Here is a 23,879-nt window from a genome sequence, read left to right on the forward strand (position 1 = left end):
TGAGAATCTCTGCGTTAGTTCTTTTTAAATAGACGTGCCAGATAGTCAAAATGTTCGCCTTCCATTACCAATTCGCATTCTAACCCCACCGCTTTACTGGCAGTTAGCAAGGTGTTGAAATCGAGGTAGAGCCATTTCATTGGTAGTTCTTCTTCACCTTTGTAACTCAAAAAGTAATCAAGTTCACCATAATAATTGGCATGCATGTCTTGCCAATACCCACCATCATCGTCTTCAAACATGTAATTGATATCAGTAGAATCAATTAAAATCTGACCATCAACATTCAAAAGAGCTTTGAGGTGTTTTAAATAGTGAGGCAGTTGTGTGAGTTCTTGAAAAATTCCCGTGCCGTTCATCAATAATAAAATGGTATCAAAAGTTTCAGTTTCTTCTAATATAGAGTTCAATTTTACATTTTTGACACCCCTTTTTGTAGCAACTTCAACAGCACCTTTTGAGATGTCAATCGCTTTCAGATCAAAACCTTTTTCTTGAAGATATAAACTATGACTTCCTGCGCCACAACCCACATCCAACACTTTTCCATGGGTAAGTTGCAAAGCTTTTTGCTCTAATTTAGGCATTTCACCATAAGCTCTGAATAAGTAGGCGAGTGGTAGTTCATCGTCCTCAGAAATATTGGTGGACGTGATAATGTTTTCTGTAAAATCGCCATTGAAATAGTCTAATAAAGCGTTCCCAAAAAGGTCTTTCATTGCAAGTTGTTTTTAAATTGCGTGGTTGCGAAAATCATAAGTTCTTATCTAAAGTGTTATTTTCGCACAATGCAAGACGTTATCCACAATCTTCCAAAGCTCGCCAAAGATAAGCATAAGGAGAATAAAACCTTCTTTACCAAACTCAAAAAGAAGCCACCAAAGCAGCTTGATTATATCATGGAGGAATTGCATGAGGAAGAATTTAAACAAACCGACTGCCTTAAATGTGCCAATTGCTGCAAAACGACAGGGCCACTATTTACAGATAAAGATGTAGATAGAATAGCAAAACACTTCAGGTTAAAACCCTCACAATTTATTGAGCAATATTTGAGAGTAGATGAAGATAATGACTATGTATTGCAAAGCGTTCCGTGTACGTTTTTGGGTGAAGATAATTATTGTTCCATCTATGATGTCAGACCAAAAGCGTGTAGAGAATTTCCACATACCGATAGAAAGAAATTTCAACAAATTTCCTACCTTACATTAAAAAATGTCGCTATCTGTCCTGCAGCCTTTAATATTGTAGAAGAAATGAAACGACGTATAAAACTATAAAGTTTATGCCATGAAAAGATGTATTCTGTTTTTAATAGTAATCTTATCGGCCTCTAGTTTGTGTTTTTCACAACAGTGGATGACATCTTTTGATGCTGCAAAACGCATCGCTTTAGTTCAGGACAAATTTCTATTCGTGATATGGGAAGATGCGGCTTTAATACCATATCCTGTAATTATGAATGATGCAAAAGGGAACGAGATTGTTTTTGATAACATGTTTGACCATCAGGAGATCAACCAAATTATTTGGGAGTATTTTGTGCCTGTAAAGTTGAGTGAAGATCTTTATGGCAAATTGTATGATCAGATAAAAGATACGCGCAATAGAAGCTATATCGCTCAATTTGAAGATGACAATATCAAGATTATGGATGTTAATGGTTTTATCCTGAATAGATCTGTGTCTCCGGAAGCTTATTTTAATCTCTCAGAATTCATCAGTAGATATGCTTTAAATACCTCTTTTTTGAAGGCTGAATTGGGCAATTATGCTGAGCACAAAGATTTCAATTCCGCTTTTCGTTTGGCATTTAAATATATGGATTATGCCATTTTGGTTGATGAAAAACTCAGAAAGGATGTTATTAATATGGCCAACATGTATTTAGACAATGCTGATAAGTATGTGTTGCAAAGTGATGTGAACGATAAGAATAATCTAACCAATAAGAGCAACTTATTGAGATTATCTCAAGACCTCATAAGAAACCGACCTGGAAAGGTACTTCGGCAGCTAAAAAAGTATGACGGGTCAGAAACTGATGAGACTAATGAGGGGTTGCTTGCTTTTCTGTATTACACGGCGTATCAACTTAAGAATGATAAAAAGGATGCTGAGCAATGGAAAAGCAAAGTTTCTTTAGTAAATTTGAGAAAAGCTGAATTAATCACCAATCTCCATTTATAACCTATTGGAAGCGATCATCGATTATTTCGAAACCATCCCATCACTCCACAGAAGTCTTATTCTTGTAGGGGGTATTACGTTGTTTTGGCTGTTGGAAGGTATTTTGCCCTTATTTAAGTTCACCTATAAAAAATGGACACATGCCATCCCTAATATGTTCTTCACCTTAACAACAGTTATTATAAATTTCGGATTGGCTTTTTTATTATTAAAAAACTGCCGATTGGGTCAAAATCAACGACTTCGGAATCATCAACTGGTTGCCAGAAATGTCACTTTGGTTATATGCCTTATTGGGTGTGATGTTGCTTGATTTTGTGGGGGCCTATTTGCCGCATTATGTTGAGCACAGAGTGAAGCTTTTGTGGCGGGTGCATTTGGTGCACCATACAGATCATAATGTTGATACAACAACCGCAAACCGCCATCATCCATTGGAAAGTGTCATTAGGTTTACATTCACACTTTTCGGCGTATTTATCATAGGCACGCCCATTGCTTTAGTGTTTTTGTACCAATCCATGTCTTTAGTGGCCACACAATTTACCCATGCCAATATTAAAATGCCAAAAAAATTGGACAAGCTCATGAGCTATGTTCTGGTATCTCCAGACATGCATAAGGTCCACCATCACTACGTTTTGCCATATACAGATTCTAACTACGGGAATATCTTTTCAATCTGGGACCGATTGTTTGGGACATTTATGGTTTTAGATCGAGAGAAAATAATCTATGGCGTCGATACTTTTCCTGATGAAATTGCAAATGGAAATATCAAAGCGTTATTAAAACAGCCATTTCACAAGTATCGGAAACCAACAACTATTGACGATGTTAAGTCAACCTAGAAAATCTTATTTTATTCGAATAACAGATATAGTTGTTCCGGTTTTAGGCTTTTTTTGTCGGTATCTGCAGTACCTCTAAAGCTCCGTTCAGGAAAACATACTTTTTTGCAGTCGTAATTCTTCTAGCGCCGCGCTTTGAGCTTCTTCCATTTTTAAAGCGTCTTCAGTCTTTGTAATTTGTACTTCATACTTTGTACTTTTAGAACCGTTTCCACAAGAAATCAATCCCAAAACAATTCCAGTTATTATCTGGAAAAACGTATTTTTGAACATCTTTAACAGCATCTGAAAATTTTGAATTACGAGTTTTTTATAGCGAAACGTATTATTGGCAGCAAAGCTTATAAAAGCAGTGTGTCAGCACCAATAATAAAAATTGGTATTGCTGCCATTGCTATCGGTATTGTGGTAATGCTTATTGCGATTGCAACGGGTATCGGACTTCAGCAAAAAATAAGAGATAAGGTGGTGGCCTTCAATGGCCATGTGACCATTACTAATTTTGACAGTAATGCGTCTGACGAATCTGAAATTCCAATCAGCAAAAACCAAGATTTTTATCCTGAGTTTGAAAGCGTTGCCGGTATTAGCCATATCCAAGCTACGGCTACCAAATTTGGGGTGATCCGTACAGAAACTGATTTTGAAGGGATCGTACTCAAAGGGGTGGGCTCCGATTATGATTGGCGCTATTTTAAAGATTTTCTCACTGAAGGAAGACTCCCTGATTATTCCGGTGAAATGAGCAATGACGTTGTTATTTCAGAATATTTGGCCAACCGTTTGCAATTCGAGGTGGGCGATAGTTTTCAAACCGTTTTTAAAAAGGAAAGTATTGATCAGATGCCTTGGTTAAGAGCCTTTAAAATTGTGGGGATCTATAATTCCGGATTTAAGGAACTCGATGAAAAATTTGTGATGGGGGATATTCGTCATGTACAACGTCTCAATAAATGGAATGCAGATCAAGTAGGGAATTTTGAGGTTTTTATTGACGATTTCAATCAAATTGAAACCAAAGGCATGGAAATCTACGATACCATTCCGTCAGACCTCGATGTAACCACAGTGGAGCAAAAGTACGTCTCCATTTTTGAGTGGATCAGTATTTTTGACAACAATACCTATGGCATTATCGGCATTATGATTCTTGTAGCTGGTATTAATATGATTACCGCTTTATTGGTCTTGATTTTAGAGCGTACCCAAATGATTGGTATTCTCAAGGCTTTGGGAAGCAATAATTGGAGTATTAGAAAAGTGTTCTTATACAACGCAACCTATTTGATTGGACTGGGATTATTTTGGGGGAATTCAATCGGTTTGGGATTGTTGTTGGCCCAGAAATATTTTGGTTTAGTGACTTTGAACCCTGAGGTGTATTATGTTACCCAAGCTCCTGTGTATCTCAATATAGACTATATTTTGATGCTCAATTTTGGAACCTTTGTTGTGTGTTTGTTGATGCTATTAATTCCGTCAGTGATCATTACTAAAATTTCTCCGGTTAAGGCGATGCGGTTTGATTAGTTTAGTCTGCAGTCATCAGTCTGCAGTCTGCAGTCTTCAGTCTTCAGTCTGCAGTCTTCAGTCTTCAGTCTTCAGTCTTCGGTCATCAGTCATCAGTCTTCAGTCTGCAGTCTTCAGTCTTCAGTCTTCAGTCTTCAGTGATCAGTCTTCAGTCTTCGGTCATCAGTCATCAGTCTGCAGTTGATGGCAGAATAAGGATTTATCACAATAGTCATGTTTTTCCCTTATACACGTATATTCCATAAAAAAATCTCTGTGACCCTCTGTGAATCTCTGTGTAATAATTAAGCATAACAGTTCTAAGTTTAGTAAATCAAAAATTCCCCTTACCTTTGCATTCTTAAAAAGAAACACATGCAATACGCAGAAAACATACTTGAAACTATCGGGAACACCCCTTTGGTAAAACTCAACAAATTAACAAAAGACTTACCATGTTTGGTTTTGGCCAAATATGAAACGTTCAATCCAGGCAACTCTGTTAAGGATAGAATGGCGGTTAGAATGATTGAAGATGCTGAAGCAGATGGCCGATTGCAACCTGGAGGCACCATTATTGAAGGAACCTCGGGCAATACCGGCATGGGGTTGGCCTTGGCTGCCATTGTAAAAGGTTACAAATGTATTTTTGTGCTTTCCGATAAACAATCAAAAGAAAAAATGGATATTCTGCGTGCGGTTGGTGCTGAGGTTATTGTCTGTCCTACAGATGTGGAACCGACAGATCCTAGAAGCTATTATTCGGTTTCCAAACGTTTGGGTGAAGAAACGCCAAATTCTTGGTATGTGAATCAATATGACAATTTAAGCAATACCAAAGCTCATTATGAGAGTACGGGTCCTGAAATCTGGAAACAGACGGATGGTAAGATTACACACTTTGTGGTTGGTGTTGGTACTGGTGGCACAATTTCTGGCGTAGGGAAATATCTGAAAGAGCAAAATCCTGATATTAAAATCTGGGGAATTGACACATACGGAAGCGTTTTTAAAAAATATCACGAAACTGGTATTTTTGATGAGAAGGAAATTTATCCCTATGTGACCGAAGGGATTGGTGAAGATATCCTCCCGAAAAATGTCAATTTTGATATTATCGATGGTTTTGAGAAAGTAACCGATAAAGATGCCGCCGTGTACACACAATTATTGGCAAAAGAAGAAGGCATGTTCTTAGGGAATTCAGCAGGTGCAGCCATAAAAGGGGTGTTGCAATTAAAAGACCACTTTACAAAAGATGATGTGGTTGTGGTTTTATTCCATGATCATGGCAGCCGCTATGTAGGTAAAATGTTCAATGATGAATGGATGAAGAAGATGGGGTATATTGATTGATTTTTTTATAGATATAAGACCGCTTCGCTGTTAGATTTTAGATGCTAGACTGCTCAGGGTTGTGATTTTTAACCCTTCCGTCTTTAAGCTCTTTTCTGAGCTTAAATCCTCCTTCCCTTGAAGTAAGGGAAGGGTTTTTTGTCAGTTTTGCACGTCCAGCTTCCAACTTCTCGCGTCCAGCTTCTAACTCCTAACTCCTAACTCCTAGCTTCCAGCTTCACACTTTTCCCTTTACTCCACATTAACTCGTACCCCTTCACTATGACTCGTAAATTCAGGCGCATACATACTCTGAATGGTTGTGATGCCGTTGCTCATATTCCCGCTATTGTTAACACGTAAATCATATTCAAACACATAGATGCCTTTAGGCAGATAGTCGAAAAAGAAATTTGTGGCGGCATCTTTTGTGCTTTCATAATAGCCCAACCCGTCTTGGTATTTATAGCTTGAGATCACGTTAATTGGTTCAAAACCTGCAGCACGCATATCTTTCATATGTAAGAACTCCATGTCTCTATCGCTTCGTAATTCGATGCGGACTCTTACCAAATCGCCAACCTTCAAATCAGTTTCAGGAGTCATTTCAGAAAGCTGTTCGCCTTTATCGGTGTTGGTTTTTAAGAACAGTTTTTTCTTTAATTGTAGCGGAGTTTCAGCAAAAGTAATCTTGTCCAGATCCTCAAAATACTGCCAGTACAAACCACCCCAAGCAATCCCGTCTCCTGTTTTGGTCAAGGTCACATTTGCCATTTCGGGTTTTATCTCAGATCCACTCCATGATGTTTTGTAGTAACCGGTTCCAGCTTCTACTTTCACATCTTCTAATGTTGAAGGCATTATTTTCTCACCACCTACAGCAACATCAACCATATCTGTAACACTTAACCAATCACTACCTTGCAACAACAACGCGTAAACCGCTTCAGTTGTGGCCTTGGTAGTTTTCCAACTGTTGGTTTGTTTATTTTTAAGCAACCATATCTTTAAATTATCAATTGTTTTGGTGTCGTTCTGGATTTCCGAAAAAGCTTCAATCATAAGGGCCTGTGTTTCAATGGGCGCTTGGTACCAATGCCAAGATGCTTTATTGTCTTTCCAATACATGCCCAATTCATCAGAGGTAATGCTGTTTTCCTTCAATGATTTTAAGATCTTCTCAGCAGTTTTGGAATCCTTTGCACGATGAGATACCATCGCCATCAATCCTTTGGCATATAACGATTGGCTCAACCAATACTTTTGGATTTGTGTTTGATAATAGGTGGTTATGGTTTGTAGGTCTTTGGTTCTGGTTATTTCAGGAAAAAAGCTGCGCAGATACAAATAATGCAATTGCGTGTAGCTCAAATGGTTTTTACTCAAGTCCGCATCTTTATCGAATTTGCGAAGGTCTTTGTATTCTTGAATAAATTCGGCATCTAAATAAGCGATGGCTTTTTTAATTATTTGATCAGAAGGCCCTTCGACTGTGCTGACATTGAGTTGTTTCAAATGCCCAAACCCAGTAATAATGTGTTGCGTTATGTATCGGTTTGCCCGTCCGCCTTTAAACCAAGCCCAAGCGCCATTGGTCATTTGGTTGTTTTGAAGTTTGCGCTGTGCCGATTGCAATTCGTTATTCATTTTGTTCATGTCGAACAATAAGGCGATGCGTTTCTTTTGTTCTGTTTCAGATCGGGCGTCACGCAACCAAGGTGTTTCTTGAATGAGAATGTTTTTCAACTCTTCATTCTTTTCAAGAGTACTCATTAAAGCATCTTGAGAAGCCCATTGGTCGAAAACTTCCCTAATTCTCGGATTGCTTTTCGCTATATGACTTGCCAGCGCATTCGCATAATATCTGCTGAAAATTTGCTCGTTACAATCATAAGGATATTCCATTAAGTAGGGGAGTGCCTGAACGGCATACCACGCCGGATTGGAGGTCATCTCCAAAGTCAGTTTGTGGTTTTTAAGGGTTGTTGAGGTATTGGTTTTTAATTTATTCAAAGTGAAGGTTCGCGTTTCATTGGAACGAATCCACATGGGTAAAGTTTCCGTTACCAACATTCTGTTGGAAAGCACAGGAAGTGCGTTTTGCTCGCCATCACTAAAAGCACCTGACTTTGCTATTACTTTATATTGAACGGCATCCACGTGATCAGGAATAGTTAGGTTCCAAGTGATTTGGGTATTCCCTTTTGCATCTACAGAAAAAGACGTTCTGTTTTCAGCATTGCCAAGTTGCGCATCAATAGGAGTTCCGGTTATGGCGTCAAAAAGCTGTAAAATGGCTTCTCCGGACAATGGCTGTTCTGTGAGGTTTGCAATTTTCGTACTTATTGAAATCGTATCCCCATGACGTAAAAATCGAGGCGCATTTGGGATGACCATCAATTCTTTTTGGGTCACAGTTTCTAAAGATGTGGTTGCACTTTCCAATGATGTAGTATGCGCCAACAATTGCAATTTCCATTTGGTCAAAGCTTCTGGTGTTGTGAAACTGAAGCTGACATTGCCTTCCGCATCGGTTTGTAGGTGCGGGAAAAAAAATGCCGTTTCTTGAAGGTTTTTGCGGATCGCAACGGATTCTAGATCTTCTTTTGGTTTTGATTCAGGTGCTGCAAGAGCATCATAGGAATCTTTTTCAACATTTCCAGCTCCTTTGACAAAAGGAGTCTCCAATGCTTTTCCTTCTGAATCTTCCATTTCTATGTTTTCAGCTACAGTTATTGAAGCATTGCCTCTTAATCTAATCGCTGTCCCATAACCAAAATGAAATCCAAACCAATTCCATTGGTCATAGTTTTGATCTGAATAGCCTAAAGTATTGGTTGGCACATATGCGTAAAAAGCACCGCTTCCAAAACTTTTAATGGCGCGCCGTTTGTTTTGGCTATAATACAAAGGCTGATATAGCGGACTAAATTGCCATTGGTGCGGTTGAAACTGATCTAAGGACATGTCATACATGCTTGCCAGTAGTTCAGCGCTTACTTTATCACCTTGAGGACCTTTGATGTTGAAACTCCATGTTTCATCGGTTCCTGGTTCTAATTTATCTCTAAAGGTTTTAGTTTCGATGGTCAACTCTGTTTTTGGATAAGGCACCGAAATGGTTTTTGTCCCCGATTGAAAACTGTTAAATGCCGCAAAACTGTAGTGTATGGCAAATCCGCCCAAATCTGAATCCGTGACAGGAACGGCAATTGTTTTTTTATTATCGCTCAGCGGAATTAAATAGGTTTTGATAATTTTTTGATCCTTTTCTACATCAACTGTAACCACCATATCTTCTGCAGCACTGCCAAAAGTGATGATAACATTTTGACCTGTTTTATAAGTAGATTGATCTGTGGAAACGCTGAATAGCTGATGGTCTGGAAGGGTTTTGTCCTCTGGGCTGAACACAAACGTTCTAGCCTGATCTTTTACTAACTGACCGAATTTGTCGGTGCTCTCCAAAACAATCACATAGTTTCCCGAATCCCATTTTTTAATACTTCCCAAGTCAATTTCTTTTGATTTGGAAGTATCAAAATCGCTCTCTAAAACCATCTTACCTTTGTCCCAAGTTTCAGGGTTATGTTCATCCTGAAAAGCTTCATGTGGGAATAGTTTTTTAAATTCTTCACGAGAAAGTGCGGGGTATTCTGGTGCCGGCCATTGGCGTGGTCTTAAAACTTCTTCTGGTGCTTCAAGTTTGTAAATCTTGATAGTACCCTGAGCGGCTACAAATTCGCCATTCAAATTACTTGTACTCAGCGTTAGTTGGTGGTTTTTCTTTGTTTTGTCTAACTGTTCCTGTATGATTATAGTCGCTAAAAGCGCATGGTAACCAACATTTACAACGGTGGTAGCACTGCGTGTTTCACCATTAATATCAGTGACATCTGCGGTGATTTCATAATTGAAGACTGGCAAATCAGTTTTGTCCACACTTTCATCAGGAATGGCTTTAAAAGTAATTTCGAAGTTCCCGTCTTTATCGGTAGTTGTTTCGCCATGGGCGATCTCTTGTGGCTCACTGTTAAACCAAGGTCGGTACCAATAATACCAACGCGGATACTGAACTTTACGATGTACACGGTACACCACTTTAGCATCTGTAATGTTACTGCCTGCATAGGCCAGCGCCTTTCCTTTTACGGTAACAGAGTCATTAACTTTAAAGGTCTCGGTAACCGGGTTGAAAGTGGTCTCAAATTTTGGTCGCTTATATTCTTCCACAGAAATGGTAGTATAACCAAAGCTGCCAGCATGCATAACGAGACTGAAACTGCCTGTCAGACCATTTCTTGGTAAGATGAATTCTCCAGAAACTGAACCATAAGCGTTGGTTTTAAGTTGTAATTCCTTCACCACTTCATCATTCGTGTTTTTAAGAGTGACTTTTACTGACTGATTTGCATAAACCGTGGTCTTTTTTTCTTCCCTTTTTGTGGCTATACCTTTAAAATAAACCACTTGTCCGGGTCTATAAATACTTCGGTCAGTAAATAGAAACGGCGTGTAAGTAATCTGTTCTTGAGGGTCATCTTCATTGTAATAATTGTTGCTATAATAATCCTTGAAGGATGCAGTTTCTTGATTATAAACGGCGGTGACGTCCATGTTATAGTAGTGATTTTCGGAATTTTCCAGACTAAATTCACCATTTTTATCCGTTTGGAAATTTTCCGTCTTAAAGTTGTTGTTGTAATTTTCTTGATAGGTAACGGTTATTTTTGCGCCACTTATAGGTGCTCCATTGGTGCGATTGATGAGCTGAAACAATTCTCTTTTGGCATCAGATTTCGTAACCAAAGCCATAGTGGTTACTTGAAGCGTCTTAAACGCGAAAAATTCACCGTTTGAAAAATCAGGGGTAGCTACAAGAAGATACTGTCCGTTTTTAAGTTTTGGAACCACAACTTCAGTGGTGTGCACTTGAAAATCCTTTTCGTCTTGGAGTTGGCTTTGCCATTCTTCCGAGGCTGCTAAACCTTTTATAAACGCGAAGCGCTCTTCTTGTCGGTAGGTCTTGTTGAAGGTCTCCAACTCATTTTCAGACAGCTTGTAGGCTTTAAATTTTAAGCTGTTCAAATTGGAGTAGCGCACGAATAGGAGACTATTTTCTTGAATAGGAATAGTGTTTTCTGCTGTTAGCTGTAAGCTAGGTTTTAAGATGATCGTCTTCAAAACAGTACATTTTTCGGCCCCTTTGCTTTTTGGGAAACGCTGCGTCACGGCATCACAAATAGCAATCGCGTCTTTAAGTTTCCAGCGGACATCCGCATTGGTTTTAGGATCAAAATTCTGGCCTTGCTCGTAATAAAACGAGGCGATTTCAAAATCATAAAGCGCCGACACCTCATGACTTTTATAGGTCTCAGAAGCTTGTTTGAGTGTATTTAAATAAACAGTCTCTTTATCAGGAAAGGTGGCATTATTTTTAATAAAATGGAGTCGTTTTATATCCACATCGGCGAGCGCGTAAGGCGCTTTGTCTTTTAGGTGAAAGGCTATTAAATTTTTGTAAATCTTGAGCGCTTTCAATTGTAGGGAGGTCGAATCCTGATGTGTGATATCCAAGTCTGAAAACGTCTGGGCATCCGATAAATACTTAGGAGTATCAATGATAAATTTGTAGGCAGGTTGGGTGATGCTGTTTTCATCGGTTTGGTAAAACTCAAGAGCGTTATGGTTTAAAAAATCGAAAAGTGTGGGTCTGTACAGTTTTGAATCCTTCTCTTTTTGCAATAAGTCATCAGAATTGGCCAACGGTGTTTGTTGCAGAATCAAGCCGTTTTTAAGTGAATTTTGATAGTGACTATCAATCTCTTCAAACAAGGTTCTCAAATCCCAAGTTCTAAAATCTTCAGTGTCAACTTTACTTTCGGTGGATGTTCTATTATAAAATTGATACCGATTTTCCTGAAAATACTGCCAGTAGAGATTGGCTAGCATATTTTCTAAAATGTATTTGGTTGGGATCTCACTCGTAGTAATTTGTGATTTAAAATTGTTGATGATCTTCAGTTGTGCATCTTCCTCTAAAACGAGCGCATATTTACTTTGGTACAATAAACTTTTAATGTGTTGTGAGGTGTTCTTATCTGCAACTGCCAATTTGGAAATCTGTTCAACAACTTCCAATGCCGATTTTGGCAAACCCTCAGTATCGAGTTTCTCCACCTGTTTCCAAAGATTTTCATAACTCTTAGATTGTGCCTGTGCAAAATTTGCGAAAAGAATGACCATAGAGAAGGCGATAATGTGTTTCATCATGTTGAATAATTTAATCCTGAATAAATTTTTTTCGTAAGCTACTATCAAATTCTCTTACTAACTATAAGAAATTGTGAGAACTGCGTTTGCTTGAGGGAAGTTAACTCATTTTGAAGTTAACTTTTTATCGTTAAGCAAAAACAATACCATAACAATGACTATTTTTGAATTCAGAAACTCCAATATGAAATTCTTATTCTATCTTTTCTTTTTTTCTGTGGCGGCTTTAGGTCAGACAGATTTTCAAAAAACTGAAAAACTTTTCGATTCTAAACAATTTACTAAAGCGCAGGATCTTATGGTCTCTTATGTAAAAGATCATCCAGATGACTTAAAGGGTATAGAGTTATTGGGTGATGCTTATGGGCATCAGAAAAAATGGGATGAAGCTATAGAAAATTATAAAAAATTAGTGGACTTAAGTCCTAGAACTGCCAATTATCATTACAAATACGGCGGTGCTTTGGGTATGAAAGCCTTGTCTATAAATAAATTGAAAGCTGTAGGCATTATCGGCGATGCCAGAGAAGCATTCACAAAAGCGGCGCAATTAGATCCCAAACATATTGATGCCCGATGGGCGTTAGTGGAGTTGTATATGCAATTGCCAGGAATTATTGGAGGGAGTAAAAGCAAGTCACTTAAATATGCTGATGAATTGCAAAATCTATCAAAAGTAGATGGGTATTTGGCCAAAGGTTATATATATGAGTATGATAAGGAGCCAGCGTTGGCAGAAAAATATTACAAACTCGCCATTACAGAGGGCGGTTCTTTAAATTGCTTCGAAAAGCTGACCAACTTTTATGAAACCCAAAAGCAACCTGATAAGGCTATTGCCAATATGGAAGCCGCTTTAGGTAAGCACAATCACAATGCGCTGCATTATCAGATAGGAAAGGTTGCTGCCGAATACAATGTTCAGCTCGATAAGGGCGAAAACTATTTGCAGCTTTATATTAAAAATTATTCTGCGGAAGATGGCGTGCCGAAAGCATGGGCCAATTACCGATTGGCGCAAATTTACAAACATCAAAAAAAGAAGTCGGCAGCTATTAAGTATATAGATCTTGCTATTACTGAGTTGCCCAATATACAGCCATTCAAACTTGAAAAGGTGCACATTTTAAAGATATAGGTCATTTAAGAATGCTTTTTTAATTTTTATCTATGAGCTGATTATTCAAATGGTAATTTGTGTCCATTCTAGCTCTCTTTTATTACTATTGAGCTAGCCTTTATGGATCTCTTTTCTAGAAGACAGATCAATTTAAGATAAAATAGGCATAACGAGGGTGTGTGATTTTCTAGTGAACAAGATTTTTAGCCACTAATTTTTGAAAATAATAACATACTTATGTGCGAATATGATAGTAATACTATTATTTTTGCAGTCAAAATTATTATTCATGATATATTTACTTTCAAATCTAAAAATAGCTGTGCCTAAAAAAGTGTTTATTAAAGATCCTGGATCATCTAATTCAGGTAAAATTATTAGTAAACATAATATTTTTATAATTGATGAAATAGGGTTTAATGCATTCACATTTAAAAAATTAGGTGCCAAGATTGAGAGTAACGAAAGCTCGATATACCATTATTTTGAAATTAAACATAAACTCCTCGTCAGTTTGACCACGTGGTATTGGGGTTGGGAGAAGTACCAACTTGTTCTTGCACCACAGAATTGAAGGCGGCTGGCATCCATATTATTTCAGCCCTTTTCAAGTCTATTACAGATTGCGATAAGGATGTCCTTCCTTCTCAATTTTTATAGATTCCACTTCAAATACTCTATAACAGAATTATGAACAATCAGATTATGACGCCCTGGCAAAGACTTGTCGGACTTCTTAAGTTAGAAAAACGCGCGGTCTTACAAGTATTTTATTATGCCATTTTTTCAGGTATTGTTGGCTTGTCTTTGCCTCTGGGAATTCAAACAATCATCAATTTGATCCAAGGGGCACAAATTACCACCTCTTGGATATTACTTGTTGTTTTGGTAACCTTAGGTGTTGCTTTCGTGGGGGTTTTAAGACTCATGCAAATGCGTATTGTAGAGACTATACAGCAACGGATATTTACAAGGACTTCATTCGAGTTTACGTATCGTTTTCCAAAAATGACGATGGAAGAACTCCATAAATATTATCCTCCAGAATTGGCCAATCGATTTTTTGATACACTTACCGTTCAGAAAGGATTGACTAAAATTTTAATCGATGTTCCTGCTGCCGTATTGCAAATTTTATTTGCATTAATTCTACTGTCGTTTTATCATCCGTTTTTTATTCTTTTCGGAATGTTGTTACTGCTACTCGTTTTCACTGTGTTTAAACTTACTGGTAAGAAAGGCTTGGAAACAAGTTTGGAAGAGTCCAAACATAAATATATGGTAGCCTATTGGATTCAGGAAATTGCCCGTTCTTTAATCAGTTTCAAACTCTCAGGAAAAACCACATTGGCGTTGGAGAAAAATGATGCATTGGTCATGAAATATTTAGATTCTAGAGAAAAGCATTTCCGTATTCTAGTGATCCAATTTATACAGATGATTGGTTTTAAAGTGATCGTAACAGCGGGACTATTGACTATTGGAGGTGCGCTCGTTCTGAATCAGGAAATAAATATTGGTCAATTTGTAGCTGCTGAAATCATTATTTTATTGGTGATTGCTTCTGTGGATAAGCTCATTACCGGATTGGAATCTTTTTATGATGTCATGACATCTTTAGACAAAATTGGACAGGTGGTCGATAAAAATTTAGAACCTCAAAAAGGACAAAAAATTCTACTTGATAATAATTATAAAATAGAATTGAGAGATGTGATGTACAGAGTGCCTGACAAAGGTCAACCTATTTTATCAGGGATAAATCTTATAATCACATCTGACACAAGACTCCTCATAAAAGGTAAAAATGGATCCGGTAAATCGAGCTTGTTGAGAATCATTGCCGGTATTGTGAAGCCATATCAAGGGGCTATTTTTCTAGATTTATTCTCTATGGAAAATATCCATATCAATACATATCGTTCTCAAGTGGGGCTGTCTCTTTCTGAAGAAGTACCTTTTGAAGGGACTATTCGAGAGAATATCACTTTTGGAAATCCAGAGGTTAAAGATGCCCATATTTATTGGGCTATTGAAAGTGTGGGTTTAATTGAATTTATTAAGGAACAATCCCATGGTCTAGATACCTATCTATATCCACAAGGAATGCGGATATCTAATACAATAGCTAAAAAAATTATTTTGGCAAGAGCTATCGTAAAAAAACCTAAACTGCTATTGCTTGAAGATCCTCTGGATCAATTTGATAAAGCTGAGAGCAAAAAGATTATGAAGTTCTTAACGGATGCATCACATGAATGGACTTTGGTTGTTGTGAGCCAGAACCCTACTTGGGAGAAGGTATGTAAAAGTATTATTGAATTGCAGGATGGTAGAATTATAAAAAATAGCTAGACTTATGTTGAATATCTCTCATAATAAAGTAGATAAACTCTTTGATATGTCTCTTTATGTATCAGGTAAACGGGTGTTACAGGTAAAATATTTCAAGATTTTCAATAGACTTCTGATTGGTTTTGCCGTGTTCATATTTATTTTGTTGTTTATGCCTTGGACACAAACAATTAATGGCACAGGTCAAGTGACGACCCTCAAATTAGATCAGAGACCTCAAACCATACAATCTCCAATTCCGGGACGTATTGAAAAATGGTTTGTACAAGAGGGTGATTTTGTTAAAAAAGGAGATACCATTTTAGAGATCTCAGAAGTGAAAAGCGATTATTTTGATCCGAATCTTGTACAAAGAACAGGTGATCAAATTGCGGCAAAATCATCATCAGTGGTTTCTTATACCGGAAAAGTAAAGGCACTTGAGCGCCAAATTGAGGCTTTAAATACAGAATCTTTATTGAAACTTGAACAGGCGAGAAATAAATTGACCCAATCAAAACTAAAAGTCAAAACAGATAGTATTGACTTGGAGGCTACGCGTACTAATTTCAATATCGCGCAAAGTCAATATGAGCGAACGGTTCAACTGCAAGAAGAAGGTTTAAAGGCCGTAAAGGATGTTGAAGAAAAAAGATTAAAATTACAGGAAACACAAGCCAAATTGCTATCTCAAGAAAATAAACTTTTGGTCAGTAAAAATGAGGTTATCAATGCCGTTGTGGATATCTCGACTGTGAGGGCTTCCTACAATGATAAAATATCCAAGGCACAAAGCGATCAATTTACTGCCCAATCCAATCAGTTTGACACAGAAGCGCAAGTGAGTAAGCTTGAAAACGCTTACTCAAATTATGAGATTCGAAACCAAATGAAATATATTACCGCGCCACAGGACGGCTTTATCAATAAGGCCTTGAGAGGCGGACTTGGAGAAGCATTTAAAGAAGGCGAACAATTAGTGGGCATAATGCCATCACAATTTGATTTGGCGGTAGAGACCTATATCAAACCTATAGATTTGCCGTTATTACATGTAGGCGAAAAGGTAAGGGTTCAGTTTGATGGTTGGCCAGCTATAGTATTCAGTGGTTGGCCAGATGTTTCTTATGGTACTTATGGAGCAAAGGTAATGGCTATTGAAAATTTTATCAGCGATAATGGAAAATACCGTGTGCTCTTAGCGCCAGATGATAAAGAAAATGCGTGGCCCACAGCAATAAGGGTTGGCTCTGGTGCGCAAACTTTGGCACTTTTAGAAGATGTCCCAATTTGGTATGAGCTGTGGCGTAAGATTAATGGGTTTCCACCAAATTACTATAAATCTTCAAAATCTTCTACTGATGTTAAATAGCAAGTTTTATGCATGTTTGATGTTATGTTGTAGCCTAAGCGTCTACGTTAATGGGCAGACCTTCAAATCAGATGTCTTGCGATTTGATGAGTTTATGGGTTTTGTTAAAACCTATCATCCCATTGTAAAGCAGGCAGAATTGCTCATTGATGAAAGTCAGGCGAAATTAATGAAGGCAAGAGGTGGGTTTGATCCAAAAATGGAAGTAGACTATGCTCGAAAAAAATTCAAAGATGCCGTATACTATGATACGTTGGATGCTGCTTTCAAAATCCCTACATGGTATGGAATAGAACTTAAAGGCGCGTTTGAAGATGCAGACGGGGTTTTTCTCAATCCTGAAAACACCTTTCCAGATGAAGGTTTGTACAGTGCAGGTGTGTCGTTTTCCATTGCTCGCGGGTTTCTGATCAATGAACGCATGGTGGCATTAAAACAAGCGAAAATTTATCGTGAGCAAGCTAAGGCAGATAGAGATATTTTGGTAAATACAGTATTGTACGAGGCGGCGCTAGGTTATTTTAATTGGCTCCAAGCTTATAATGAGAATTTAATTTTCGAAGATTTCCTTTACAATGCACAAGTAAGGTTTAAAGGCGTCAAAAAATATGTTGAAGTAGGCGAGTTGCCTACAATTGATTCCATAGAAGCAAGAATTGTAGTTAATGACCGCAAGCTTAATCTAGAAAATTCACGCTTAAAATTAATGAAGGCCAAACTCGAATTGTCAAATTACTTGTGGATAAATGATAATGTGCCTATTGAGCTGGAAGAAACTATCATCCCCGATGTAAACAGTGCATTGGTTGTTGACCAAACTTTAAATATTGATTTGATAATTACAGAAATGTTTCAGGTTGATGAACATCCAAAACTTAAGTCGTTGTCCACTAAATATGAGCAGTTTGTTTTGAATAAAAGATTAAAAATGAATCTGCTTTTACCAAAGATTGACCTGCAGTATAATTTTTTATCAGAAACACCAGAAGTTGTCAGATCGTTCAGCGCTTCAGCTTATAAAAGTGGTTTACATATCAGTTTTCCATTATTTTTGAGAAAGGAACGTGCAGATTTGAAGCTTGCTAAACTAAAACTCAAGGATACTGAATATGAAATGATAAGCACAAAAGTGACACTTCAGAATAAAATTCAAGCCCTGAAAAAAGAACTGGCCTCTCTGTCTGTTCAGAATAGCATATTTGAAGATGTTCTTGAAGACTATGAACAAATGCTCACTGCCGAAGAACGGAAGTTTACACTTGGAGAGAGTTCACTTTTTCTAGTTAACAGCAGAGAAGGTAAGCTAATAGATGCCAAACTAAAAGCAATAGAGTTACAAAATAAGTTATTAAGTTCAAAAGCTTTATTGTTCAATAAACTGGCGTTAAATCCTAATTTATAAAGACTTTTATTAATTGCCGAAGCACTTTTTGATTTTGAAAATCAATCTTTGATTCAAGTTCTGAGAAATTGATAACATCCATTACTATTTGAAAATGGACAATGTGTGATTTCTTTTTTAAAACTTAGCAAAGCAGTTCCTGATTTTAGCATCAAAAAGTTATCTTTGAAATCTTCAAAATTAGACTATGAACGTACATTTTATAGCCATTGGTGGGAGTGCAATGCACAACCTTGCCATAGCTTTGCACAACAAGGGGTTTCAAATAACAGGCAGTGATGATGAGATTTACGAACCTTCCAAATCAAGATTAAAACAAAAAGGCTTGTTGCCAGAAAACTTCGGTTGGTTTCCTGAAAAAATCAATAGTGACATTGATGCCATTGTATTAGGAATGCATGCCAAAGCAGATAATCCCGAGCTTTTGAGAGCCCAAGAGCTAGGTTTGAAAATTTACAGCTATCCTGAATTTTTATACGAACAGTCCAAACATAAAACCCGCGTAGTCATTGGTGGAAGTCATGGCAAAACGACCATTACTTCCATGATTTTACATGTCATGCATTACCATGGCATTGATGTAGATTATATGGTAGGTGCACAATTGGAGGGTTTTGATGTGATGGTAAAACTGACAGATGACAATGATTTTATTGTGTTGGAAGGGGATGAATATTTGAGTTCTCCTATTGACAGACGTCCAAAGTTCCATTTATATCAACCAAATATTGCCTTGTTGAGTGGCATTGCCTGGGATCATATCAATGTATTTCCAACCTATGAGAATTATGTGGAACAGTTTGAGATTTTTGTGGATAGCATCGTCAATGGTGGAAGTATTACCTATAATGAGGAAGATTTAGAAGTGAAAAGGGTAGTGGAAGCTTCAGAAAACACCATCAGAAAATTACCATACCACACAGCAGCGTATACTGTAGACAATGGCGAAACCCTTTTGGAAACTCCAGAAGGCCCCTTGCCAATTGAAGTTTTTGGGAAGCATAATTTGAATAATCTTGCCGGTGCCAAATGGATTTGCCAACACATGGGCGTTGACGAAGATGATTTTTATGAGGCCATTTCCAGTTTTAAAGGGGCAAGCAAACGTTTAGAGAAAATAGGAGAGGGTAGCAATAGCATTGCTTTCAAAGATTTTGCGCATGCGCCAAGTAAGGTCAAAGCAACAACCAATGCCGTAAAAGAACAGTTTCCTGAAAGAACCGTTGTGGCCTGTTTGGAGTTGCATACTTATAGTAGCTTGAATGCTAATTTTCTAAAAGAATATAAAGGCACCTTAGATGCCGCTGATGTTGCGGTCGTGTTCTATTCGCCGCACGCGCTGGAAATTAAAAAGATGAATGCCGTGTCAAAAGAAGAAATTGCTGATGCTTTTGAACGTGACGATTTAATTATTTATACCAATCCTGATGATTTTAGAGCGTTTTTGTTTTCGCAAAGTTTTGAGAACAAAGCGCTGTTGTTGATGAGTTCAGGCACGTATGGTGGTTTGGATTTTGGTGAGGTAGAAGGATTGATGGTATAATGCTTTGATGGAGAGTACAGAGTAAGCTCTAGCCGTTTAGTTGTTTAGAGTTTAGCCCTTAATGGAAACAAAAAAAGCCACTTACATCAGTAAATGGCTTTATATAAAACTCTTAGATCTTTATTTAATCTCAACCAATTCTAGATCGAAAACTAAATCTTGACCTGCTAATGGATGATTTCCATCCACCACAATGTGGTCATCTTTAATGTCAACCACTCTGAACTGATGTTCTGTTCCATCAGGCCCTTTAGATGCTAGACCCATTCCAACTTCTGGTTCCATATCCTGTGGCAATTGGTCTTTTTGTACTTGATGAAACAATTCTTCTTGAACGTCGCCATAAGCTTCTTCCTTAACTACTTCAACTGTTTTTTTATCGTTCACTTGCATATCAAGAATAGCATTTTCAAAACCAGGAATCAATTTGCCTTCACCAATGGTGATTTCTAATGGCTCACGCTCCAATGAACTGTCAAAAACTTGTCCGTTGGTTAATTTTCCTGTGTAATGTACTTTTACCGTATCGTTTTTCTTTACTTGACTCATAAATCCTTTTTAATGTTATTATAAGTTACAAAATTATCATTTATAGGGTGGCTGCCAAGGTTTTGAGGCTTTAATCGGGTGTAATTAAGAAAAGCTTAACGTAATGGGGTTTTTAATAGGATGTATTACAATACTATTAACGTTTTTTGACTATTTTCTTTATGATTACATACTCAGACTTGAAGACGATAACTATAAAAAACCTTAAATTTGTGTAAACGTCTATACATAATTTGCTATTTATGAAAGAGGAAAATAAAGATCAAGAGAAACATCAAAAAGACTTAGAAAAAAAGTCAGAGGAAGTTAAAGAACCAAATAAGTATACAGAAATTCTCAGCCGTGTCATTCATGAAGGGGAAGAAATATTTAAAATAAAAAAAAGAGCCATGTTTTTGAGTGCTGGCATTGCAGGACTTGAAATAGGTTTTAGTTATGTCTTGGTCTGTACTGTATTTTTTCTCTTGCAGGGTTCAGTTGATGATACGTTTATTTATAAATTGTTTGGACTGGTATATCCGTTGGGTTTTATTCTTGTTATCTTGGGTAAATCGGCGCTCTTTACTGAACAAACTTCCGTGTTGGCCTTACCAGTTCTTAATGGGCAACGATCAATTTGGGAACTGTTACAAATTTGGGGAATCGTTATCATTGGCAACGTCATCGGTGGCATTGCTTTTGTTTTTTTTATTGGGTCTTTAGCTTCAAAACTCAATGTATTTAATGAGGAGACGATGGTTGTTATTGGGACTCATGTTCTTGACCATGATTATTGGGTGCTTTTGGTAAGTGCTATTTTTGCAGGATGGCTTATGGGGCTCCTGACCTGGCTTTTGAATAGCACCACAACAACATTGACGCGCATTGTTATCATTACATTAATAACGGGAACCATCGGTTTTGTAGGCTTTCATCATAGTATTGTTGGTAATATTGAAGTGTTTGGGGCTTTTTTGCATTCTGATGCCATAACCCTGACCGACTATCTCATGTTTCTTTTAATTACTTTGATGGGGAATGGAATTGGCGGCGCCATTGTGGTAGGTCTTTTTAAATATCGAATTTTTGAGTCCAATCATGCACGTGGATAGTTTTAAACTGAATAGATTTTGATTTATTCTAATGGTTCCGTAGTTTACACCTTTAAAAACTGAATGAAAGCACAACCACCTACAAGTAAAACTATTAATTATAGGTGGGTGTGCATTCTCAAACAGCGAATAACATTGTTGCCTTTTAAAAAAATAATTCTCCTATAATTCTCATTTCATTATTAAGTGTTGAATGAAAAATTCCATCATTCTACTGAAATTTACAGCGGTATGCCCTTGGTCTGGACCCACTTGTACTTCAAAGCTTTTTTCAGCCTTCTGCAAAGCCTGTATTAATTGCAGAGAATTTGATGGGTGTACATTATTGTCGTTAGTACCATAAAAAATCATCAATTCTCCTTTTAAATCCTTTGCATAGTTCATGACACTAGATGCTTCATACCCTTCCTTATTATTTTCCAATAAGTTCATATAGCGCTCTGTATAAATGTTGTCATAATTTCTCCAGTCAGTTACTGCCGAATTGGCTACCGCGGCATGATAAACCTCTGGAAATCTTAACAGACTCATAGCTGCAACTGTTCCTCCATACGACGTTCCATACACACCAACTCTAGTCTTATCAAAATAAGGACGGTCATACAATGATTTTATACCTGCTGCAAAATCGTCCATTTCCACAATGCCCAAATTTCCATATAATTTATCGAGCATTTCTTTACCTCTTCCACCAACATTTCTTCCATCTATATTCACAACTAAAAAACCAAATTCAGTGATTGGATTTGGGAGACGAAAAGTTTCCGTAAAAGCGTTCGTTGCTGGCCCACCGTAATTGCTCAGAATTAAGGGATATTTTTTTGTAGGGTCAAATTGCGATGGAAAGTGAATCATACCGTGCAATTTTGTTTCACCATCTGCAGACGTGAATTCGAATGTTTCCACAGTTTTAAAGCCCAACGCTTCAAATTTTGATAAATCAGTTTTTAAAAGTTCTGCAATCACGTTTCCTTTTTCGTTCACGAGGTTCATAAAAGGAGGACTGTTGTGTGTTTGTGCAATATCAATAAAATGTGATCCTGTAGGGGATAAAACAACCGAATGGTGGTAGGCAGGATTTGTTAAACGAACATCATTGGTGCCATCAAGGTTGACACGATGCAGCTGCATTTTCATATGATTGTCACCACTAGCTGCCATGTAGTAGACCAGCTTTTTTGCTTCATCAACTTCAATAATTCTGTCCACTTCAAAATCGTGTTGGGTCAGTTTGTTGACTAATTTTCCGTTGAAATTGTAGAGGTAATAATTTTTAAAACCATTTCTTTCAGAAGCCCAAATAAAATGTTGGTTGTCTTTTAGCTTATAGATTTCAGGAGAATTTTCCGTGAAACTAGGAACCCACTCTTCCCTAACCACAACTCTAGATTTACCAGTGATAGGATTGGCGGCTTTGAACTCCATAAGATCTTGCTTCCTATTGGTGCTATGAAAAAGCAATTCTTTTCCGTCAGGAGACCAGTCTATTTCATATAAATACGTGCCAATGGCACCATCATTAAACGGCTTGCCGTCACGAGTATCAACAGTAATGGTTTTTTTAGTTTCCAAATCGTACACCAACAAGTCAACCGGCAAGTTTTTAGCCCCCACTTTTGGATAGGCTTCAACTTCAAGCGAGTCTTGTATTTTTGTCTGATTATACAGTACATAATACATCTGAGCATCTTTTTCTTCAAATCTATAAAAAGCGACTTTTTTACTATCAGGTGACCACCACATTGCTGTATTTTGGCCCAGCTCTTCGCCATATACCCATGTTGCAATTCCGTATTTTACAAGATTTTCCTCATTACCATCGCTGGTTATGGCTACAACATTACTGCCATCAGGATTACTGATGTATACGTTTCTGTCTTTTGTAAATGCTTTTAATTTGGCGTCAGGTGAAATGACCGATGCATATTGTCTCCCACGTGCTGGTCTGCCCTGTCCGCTATATGGCGTTCTTGGAGGCGACTTGTAAACTTCAGATGTAATAACCTTCTTTTTATTGACATCAAATGTATGTACGGTGTCATTTTCAATATAAGTAAATGTATTACCGTCTGCGCTCCAGTCGACCTTAGGTGATAATCTTTGTACAGAGCTATATAATTGCGATGCCATTTTTTGATACTGATCGTATCCTGGCATGTTTTTTATTTTACCTTGGGCGTTAGTTGTAACTCCCGACAATAAACATAATGATAAGCAAAATAAGGCTGTGGTTTTCTTTGTAAGACTGAAATTCATTGGTGTTTGTTTAAATTTAATAAGTTTAGCTATTAATTATAAAAATGGCCA

Annotated in this window: 15 protein-coding genes and 1 pseudogene; 12 read left to right on the forward strand and 4 right to left on the reverse strand. The window is 37.5% G+C overall.

From position 1 onward, the window contains the following. Positions 1 to 14: 14 nt before the first annotated feature. Complete coding sequence (locus A9996_RS01285) at positions 15 to 719, reverse strand: class I SAM-dependent methyltransferase (RefSeq protein ID WP_066430056.1); 705 nt, start codon at positions 717 to 719, stop codon at positions 15 to 17. 69 nt (positions 720 to 788) lie between these two features. Here A9996_RS01285 and A9996_RS01290 point away from each other — a divergent pair, with 69 nt between their 5' ends. The 5 genes and pseudogenes from A9996_RS01290 (at position 789) to A9996_RS01315 (ending at position 5,909) form a co-directional block, all read left to right on the forward strand. Further along, complete coding sequence (locus tag A9996_RS01290) at positions 789 to 1,283, forward strand: YkgJ family cysteine cluster protein (protein ID WP_066430058.1); 495 nt, start codon at positions 789 to 791, stop codon at positions 1,281 to 1,283. Positions 1,284 to 1,293: 10 nt separating this feature from the next. After that, a complete protein-coding gene (locus A9996_RS01295) occupies positions 1,294 to 2,193 on the forward strand; it encodes a hypothetical protein (protein ID WP_146608909.1) in 900 nt (299 codons plus the stop codon). A gap of 4 nt (positions 2,194 to 2,197) precedes the next feature. Next, positions 2,198 to 3,044, forward strand: a pseudogene (locus A9996_RS01300) (sterol desaturase family protein). Between the two features lie 294 nt (positions 3,045 to 3,338). Then, positions 3,339 to 4,574, forward strand: coding sequence for an ABC transporter permease (locus A9996_RS01310; protein WP_066430065.1), 1,236 nt, complete (start codon positions 3,339 to 3,341; stop codon positions 4,572 to 4,574). Positions 4,575 to 4,928: 354 nt separating this feature from the next. Continuing rightward, on the forward strand, positions 4,929 to 5,909 hold the full coding sequence (locus A9996_RS01315; RefSeq protein WP_066430067.1) for a PLP-dependent cysteine synthase family protein: 981 nt from the start codon (positions 4,929 to 4,931) through the stop codon (positions 5,907 to 5,909). Positions 5,910 to 6,140: 231 nt separating this feature from the next. Here the strand turns inward: A9996_RS01315 and A9996_RS01320 are convergent, their stop codons facing one another. Then, complete coding sequence (locus A9996_RS01320; protein WP_066430251.1) at positions 6,141 to 12,158, reverse strand: alpha-2-macroglobulin family protein; 6,018 nt, start codon at positions 12,156 to 12,158, stop codon at positions 6,141 to 6,143. Positions 12,159 to 12,345: 187 nt separating this feature from the next. Here A9996_RS01320 and A9996_RS01325 point away from each other — a divergent pair, with 187 nt between their 5' ends. The 6 genes from A9996_RS01325 to A9996_RS01350 all read left to right on the forward strand — a co-directional run bounded on the left by A9996_RS01325 (position 12,346) and on the right by A9996_RS01350 (position 19,932). Further along, entirely contained in the window at positions 12,346 to 13,299 is a 954-nt protein-coding gene (locus A9996_RS01325) for a tetratricopeptide repeat protein (protein ID WP_066430253.1), read from the forward strand. Between the two features lie 271 nt (positions 13,300 to 13,570). Then, positions 13,571 to 13,855, forward strand: coding sequence for a hypothetical protein (locus tag A9996_RS01330; RefSeq protein WP_211272620.1), 285 nt, complete (start codon positions 13,571 to 13,573; stop codon positions 13,853 to 13,855). 116 nt (positions 13,856 to 13,971) lie between these two features. Continuing rightward, a complete protein-coding gene (locus tag A9996_RS01335; protein WP_066430068.1) occupies positions 13,972 to 15,636 on the forward strand; it encodes a peptidase domain-containing ABC transporter in 1,665 nt (554 codons plus the stop codon). 4 nt (positions 15,637 to 15,640) lie between these two features. Then, complete coding sequence (locus A9996_RS01340; RefSeq protein ID WP_066430070.1) at positions 15,641 to 16,987, forward strand: HlyD family secretion protein; 1,347 nt, start codon at positions 15,641 to 15,643, stop codon at positions 16,985 to 16,987. Beyond that, on the forward strand, positions 16,977 to 18,389 hold the full coding sequence (locus A9996_RS01345; protein WP_245905247.1) for a TolC family protein: 1,413 nt from the start codon (positions 16,977 to 16,979) through the stop codon (positions 18,387 to 18,389). Before A9996_RS01340 ends, A9996_RS01345 begins: the two co-directional genes overlap by 11 nt. Positions 18,390 to 18,576: 187 nt before the next feature. After that, the gene (locus A9996_RS01350) at positions 18,577 to 19,932 is read left to right on the forward strand and encodes a UDP-N-acetylmuramate--L-alanine ligase (protein ID WP_066430072.1); all 1,356 of its coding nucleotides are present in this window, start codon (positions 18,577 to 18,579) and stop codon (positions 19,930 to 19,932) included. Between the two features lie 120 nt (positions 19,933 to 20,052). Here the strand turns inward: A9996_RS01350 and A9996_RS01355 are convergent, their stop codons facing one another. Further along, complete coding sequence (locus A9996_RS01355; RefSeq protein WP_066430074.1) at positions 20,053 to 20,481, reverse strand: FKBP-type peptidyl-prolyl cis-trans isomerase; 429 nt, start codon at positions 20,479 to 20,481, stop codon at positions 20,053 to 20,055. A 242-nt stretch (positions 20,482 to 20,723) separates the two neighbouring features. On the opposite strand from A9996_RS01355, the gene A9996_RS01360 reads away from it, so the two are divergent. Beyond that, positions 20,724 to 21,572, forward strand: a complete 849-nt coding sequence (locus A9996_RS01360) for a formate/nitrite transporter family protein (RefSeq protein WP_066430075.1) — start codon at positions 20,724 to 20,726, stop codon at positions 21,570 to 21,572. Positions 21,573 to 21,743: 171 nt separating this feature from the next. On the opposite strand, the gene A9996_RS01365 is transcribed toward A9996_RS01360, so the two are convergent. Then, positions 21,744 to 23,828, reverse strand: coding sequence for a S9 family peptidase (locus A9996_RS01365; protein WP_066430077.1), 2,085 nt, complete (start codon positions 23,826 to 23,828; stop codon positions 21,744 to 21,746). Positions 23,829 to 23,879: the final 51 nt, after the last annotated feature.

Origin of the sequence: Gelidibacter algens (assembly GCF_001678675.1) — a bacterium.
GTDB classification, from domain to species: Bacteria; Bacteroidota; Bacteroidia; order Flavobacteriales; family Flavobacteriaceae; genus Gelidibacter; species Gelidibacter algens.

Bases quoted from the DNA above. Each gene is read 5' to 3' on its own strand.
- A9996_RS01285 (WP_066430056.1), bottom strand. From the start codon at position 719: ATGAAAGACCTTTTTGGGAACGCTTTATTAGACTATTTCAATGGCGAT.
- A9996_RS01290 (WP_066430058.1), top strand. From the start codon at position 789: ATGCAAGACGTTATCCACAATCTTCCAAAGCTCGCCAAAGATAAGCAT.
- A9996_RS01295 (WP_146608909.1), top strand. From the start codon at position 1,294: ATGAAAAGATGTATTCTGTTTTTAATAGTAATCTTATCGGCCTCTAGT.
- A9996_RS01315 (WP_066430067.1), top strand. From the start codon at position 4,929: ATGCAATACGCAGAAAACATACTTGAAACTATCGGGAACACCCCTTTG.
- A9996_RS01320 (WP_066430251.1), bottom strand. From the start codon at position 12,158: ATGAAACACATTATCGCCTTCTCTATGGTCATTCTTTTCGCAAATTTT.
- A9996_RS01325 (WP_066430253.1), top strand. From the start codon at position 12,346: ATGAAATTCTTATTCTATCTTTTCTTTTTTTCTGTGGCGGCTTTAGGT.
- A9996_RS01330 (WP_211272620.1), top strand. From the start codon at position 13,571: ATGATATATTTACTTTCAAATCTAAAAATAGCTGTGCCTAAAAAAGTG.
- A9996_RS01335 (WP_066430068.1), top strand. From the start codon at position 13,972: ATGAACAATCAGATTATGACGCCCTGGCAAAGACTTGTCGGACTTCTT.
- A9996_RS01340 (WP_066430070.1), top strand. From the start codon at position 15,641: ATGTTGAATATCTCTCATAATAAAGTAGATAAACTCTTTGATATGTCT.
- A9996_RS01345 (WP_245905247.1), top strand. From the start codon at position 16,977: ATGTTAAATAGCAAGTTTTATGCATGTTTGATGTTATGTTGTAGCCTA.
- A9996_RS01350 (WP_066430072.1), top strand. From the start codon at position 18,577: ATGAACGTACATTTTATAGCCATTGGTGGGAGTGCAATGCACAACCTT.
- A9996_RS01355 (WP_066430074.1), bottom strand. From the start codon at position 20,481: ATGAGTCAAGTAAAGAAAAACGATACGGTAAAAGTACATTACACAGGA.
- A9996_RS01360 (WP_066430075.1), top strand. From the start codon at position 20,724: ATGAAAGAGGAAAATAAAGATCAAGAGAAACATCAAAAAGACTTAGAA.
- A9996_RS01365 (WP_066430077.1), bottom strand. From the start codon at position 23,828: ATGAATTTCAGTCTTACAAAGAAAACCACAGCCTTATTTTGCTTATCA.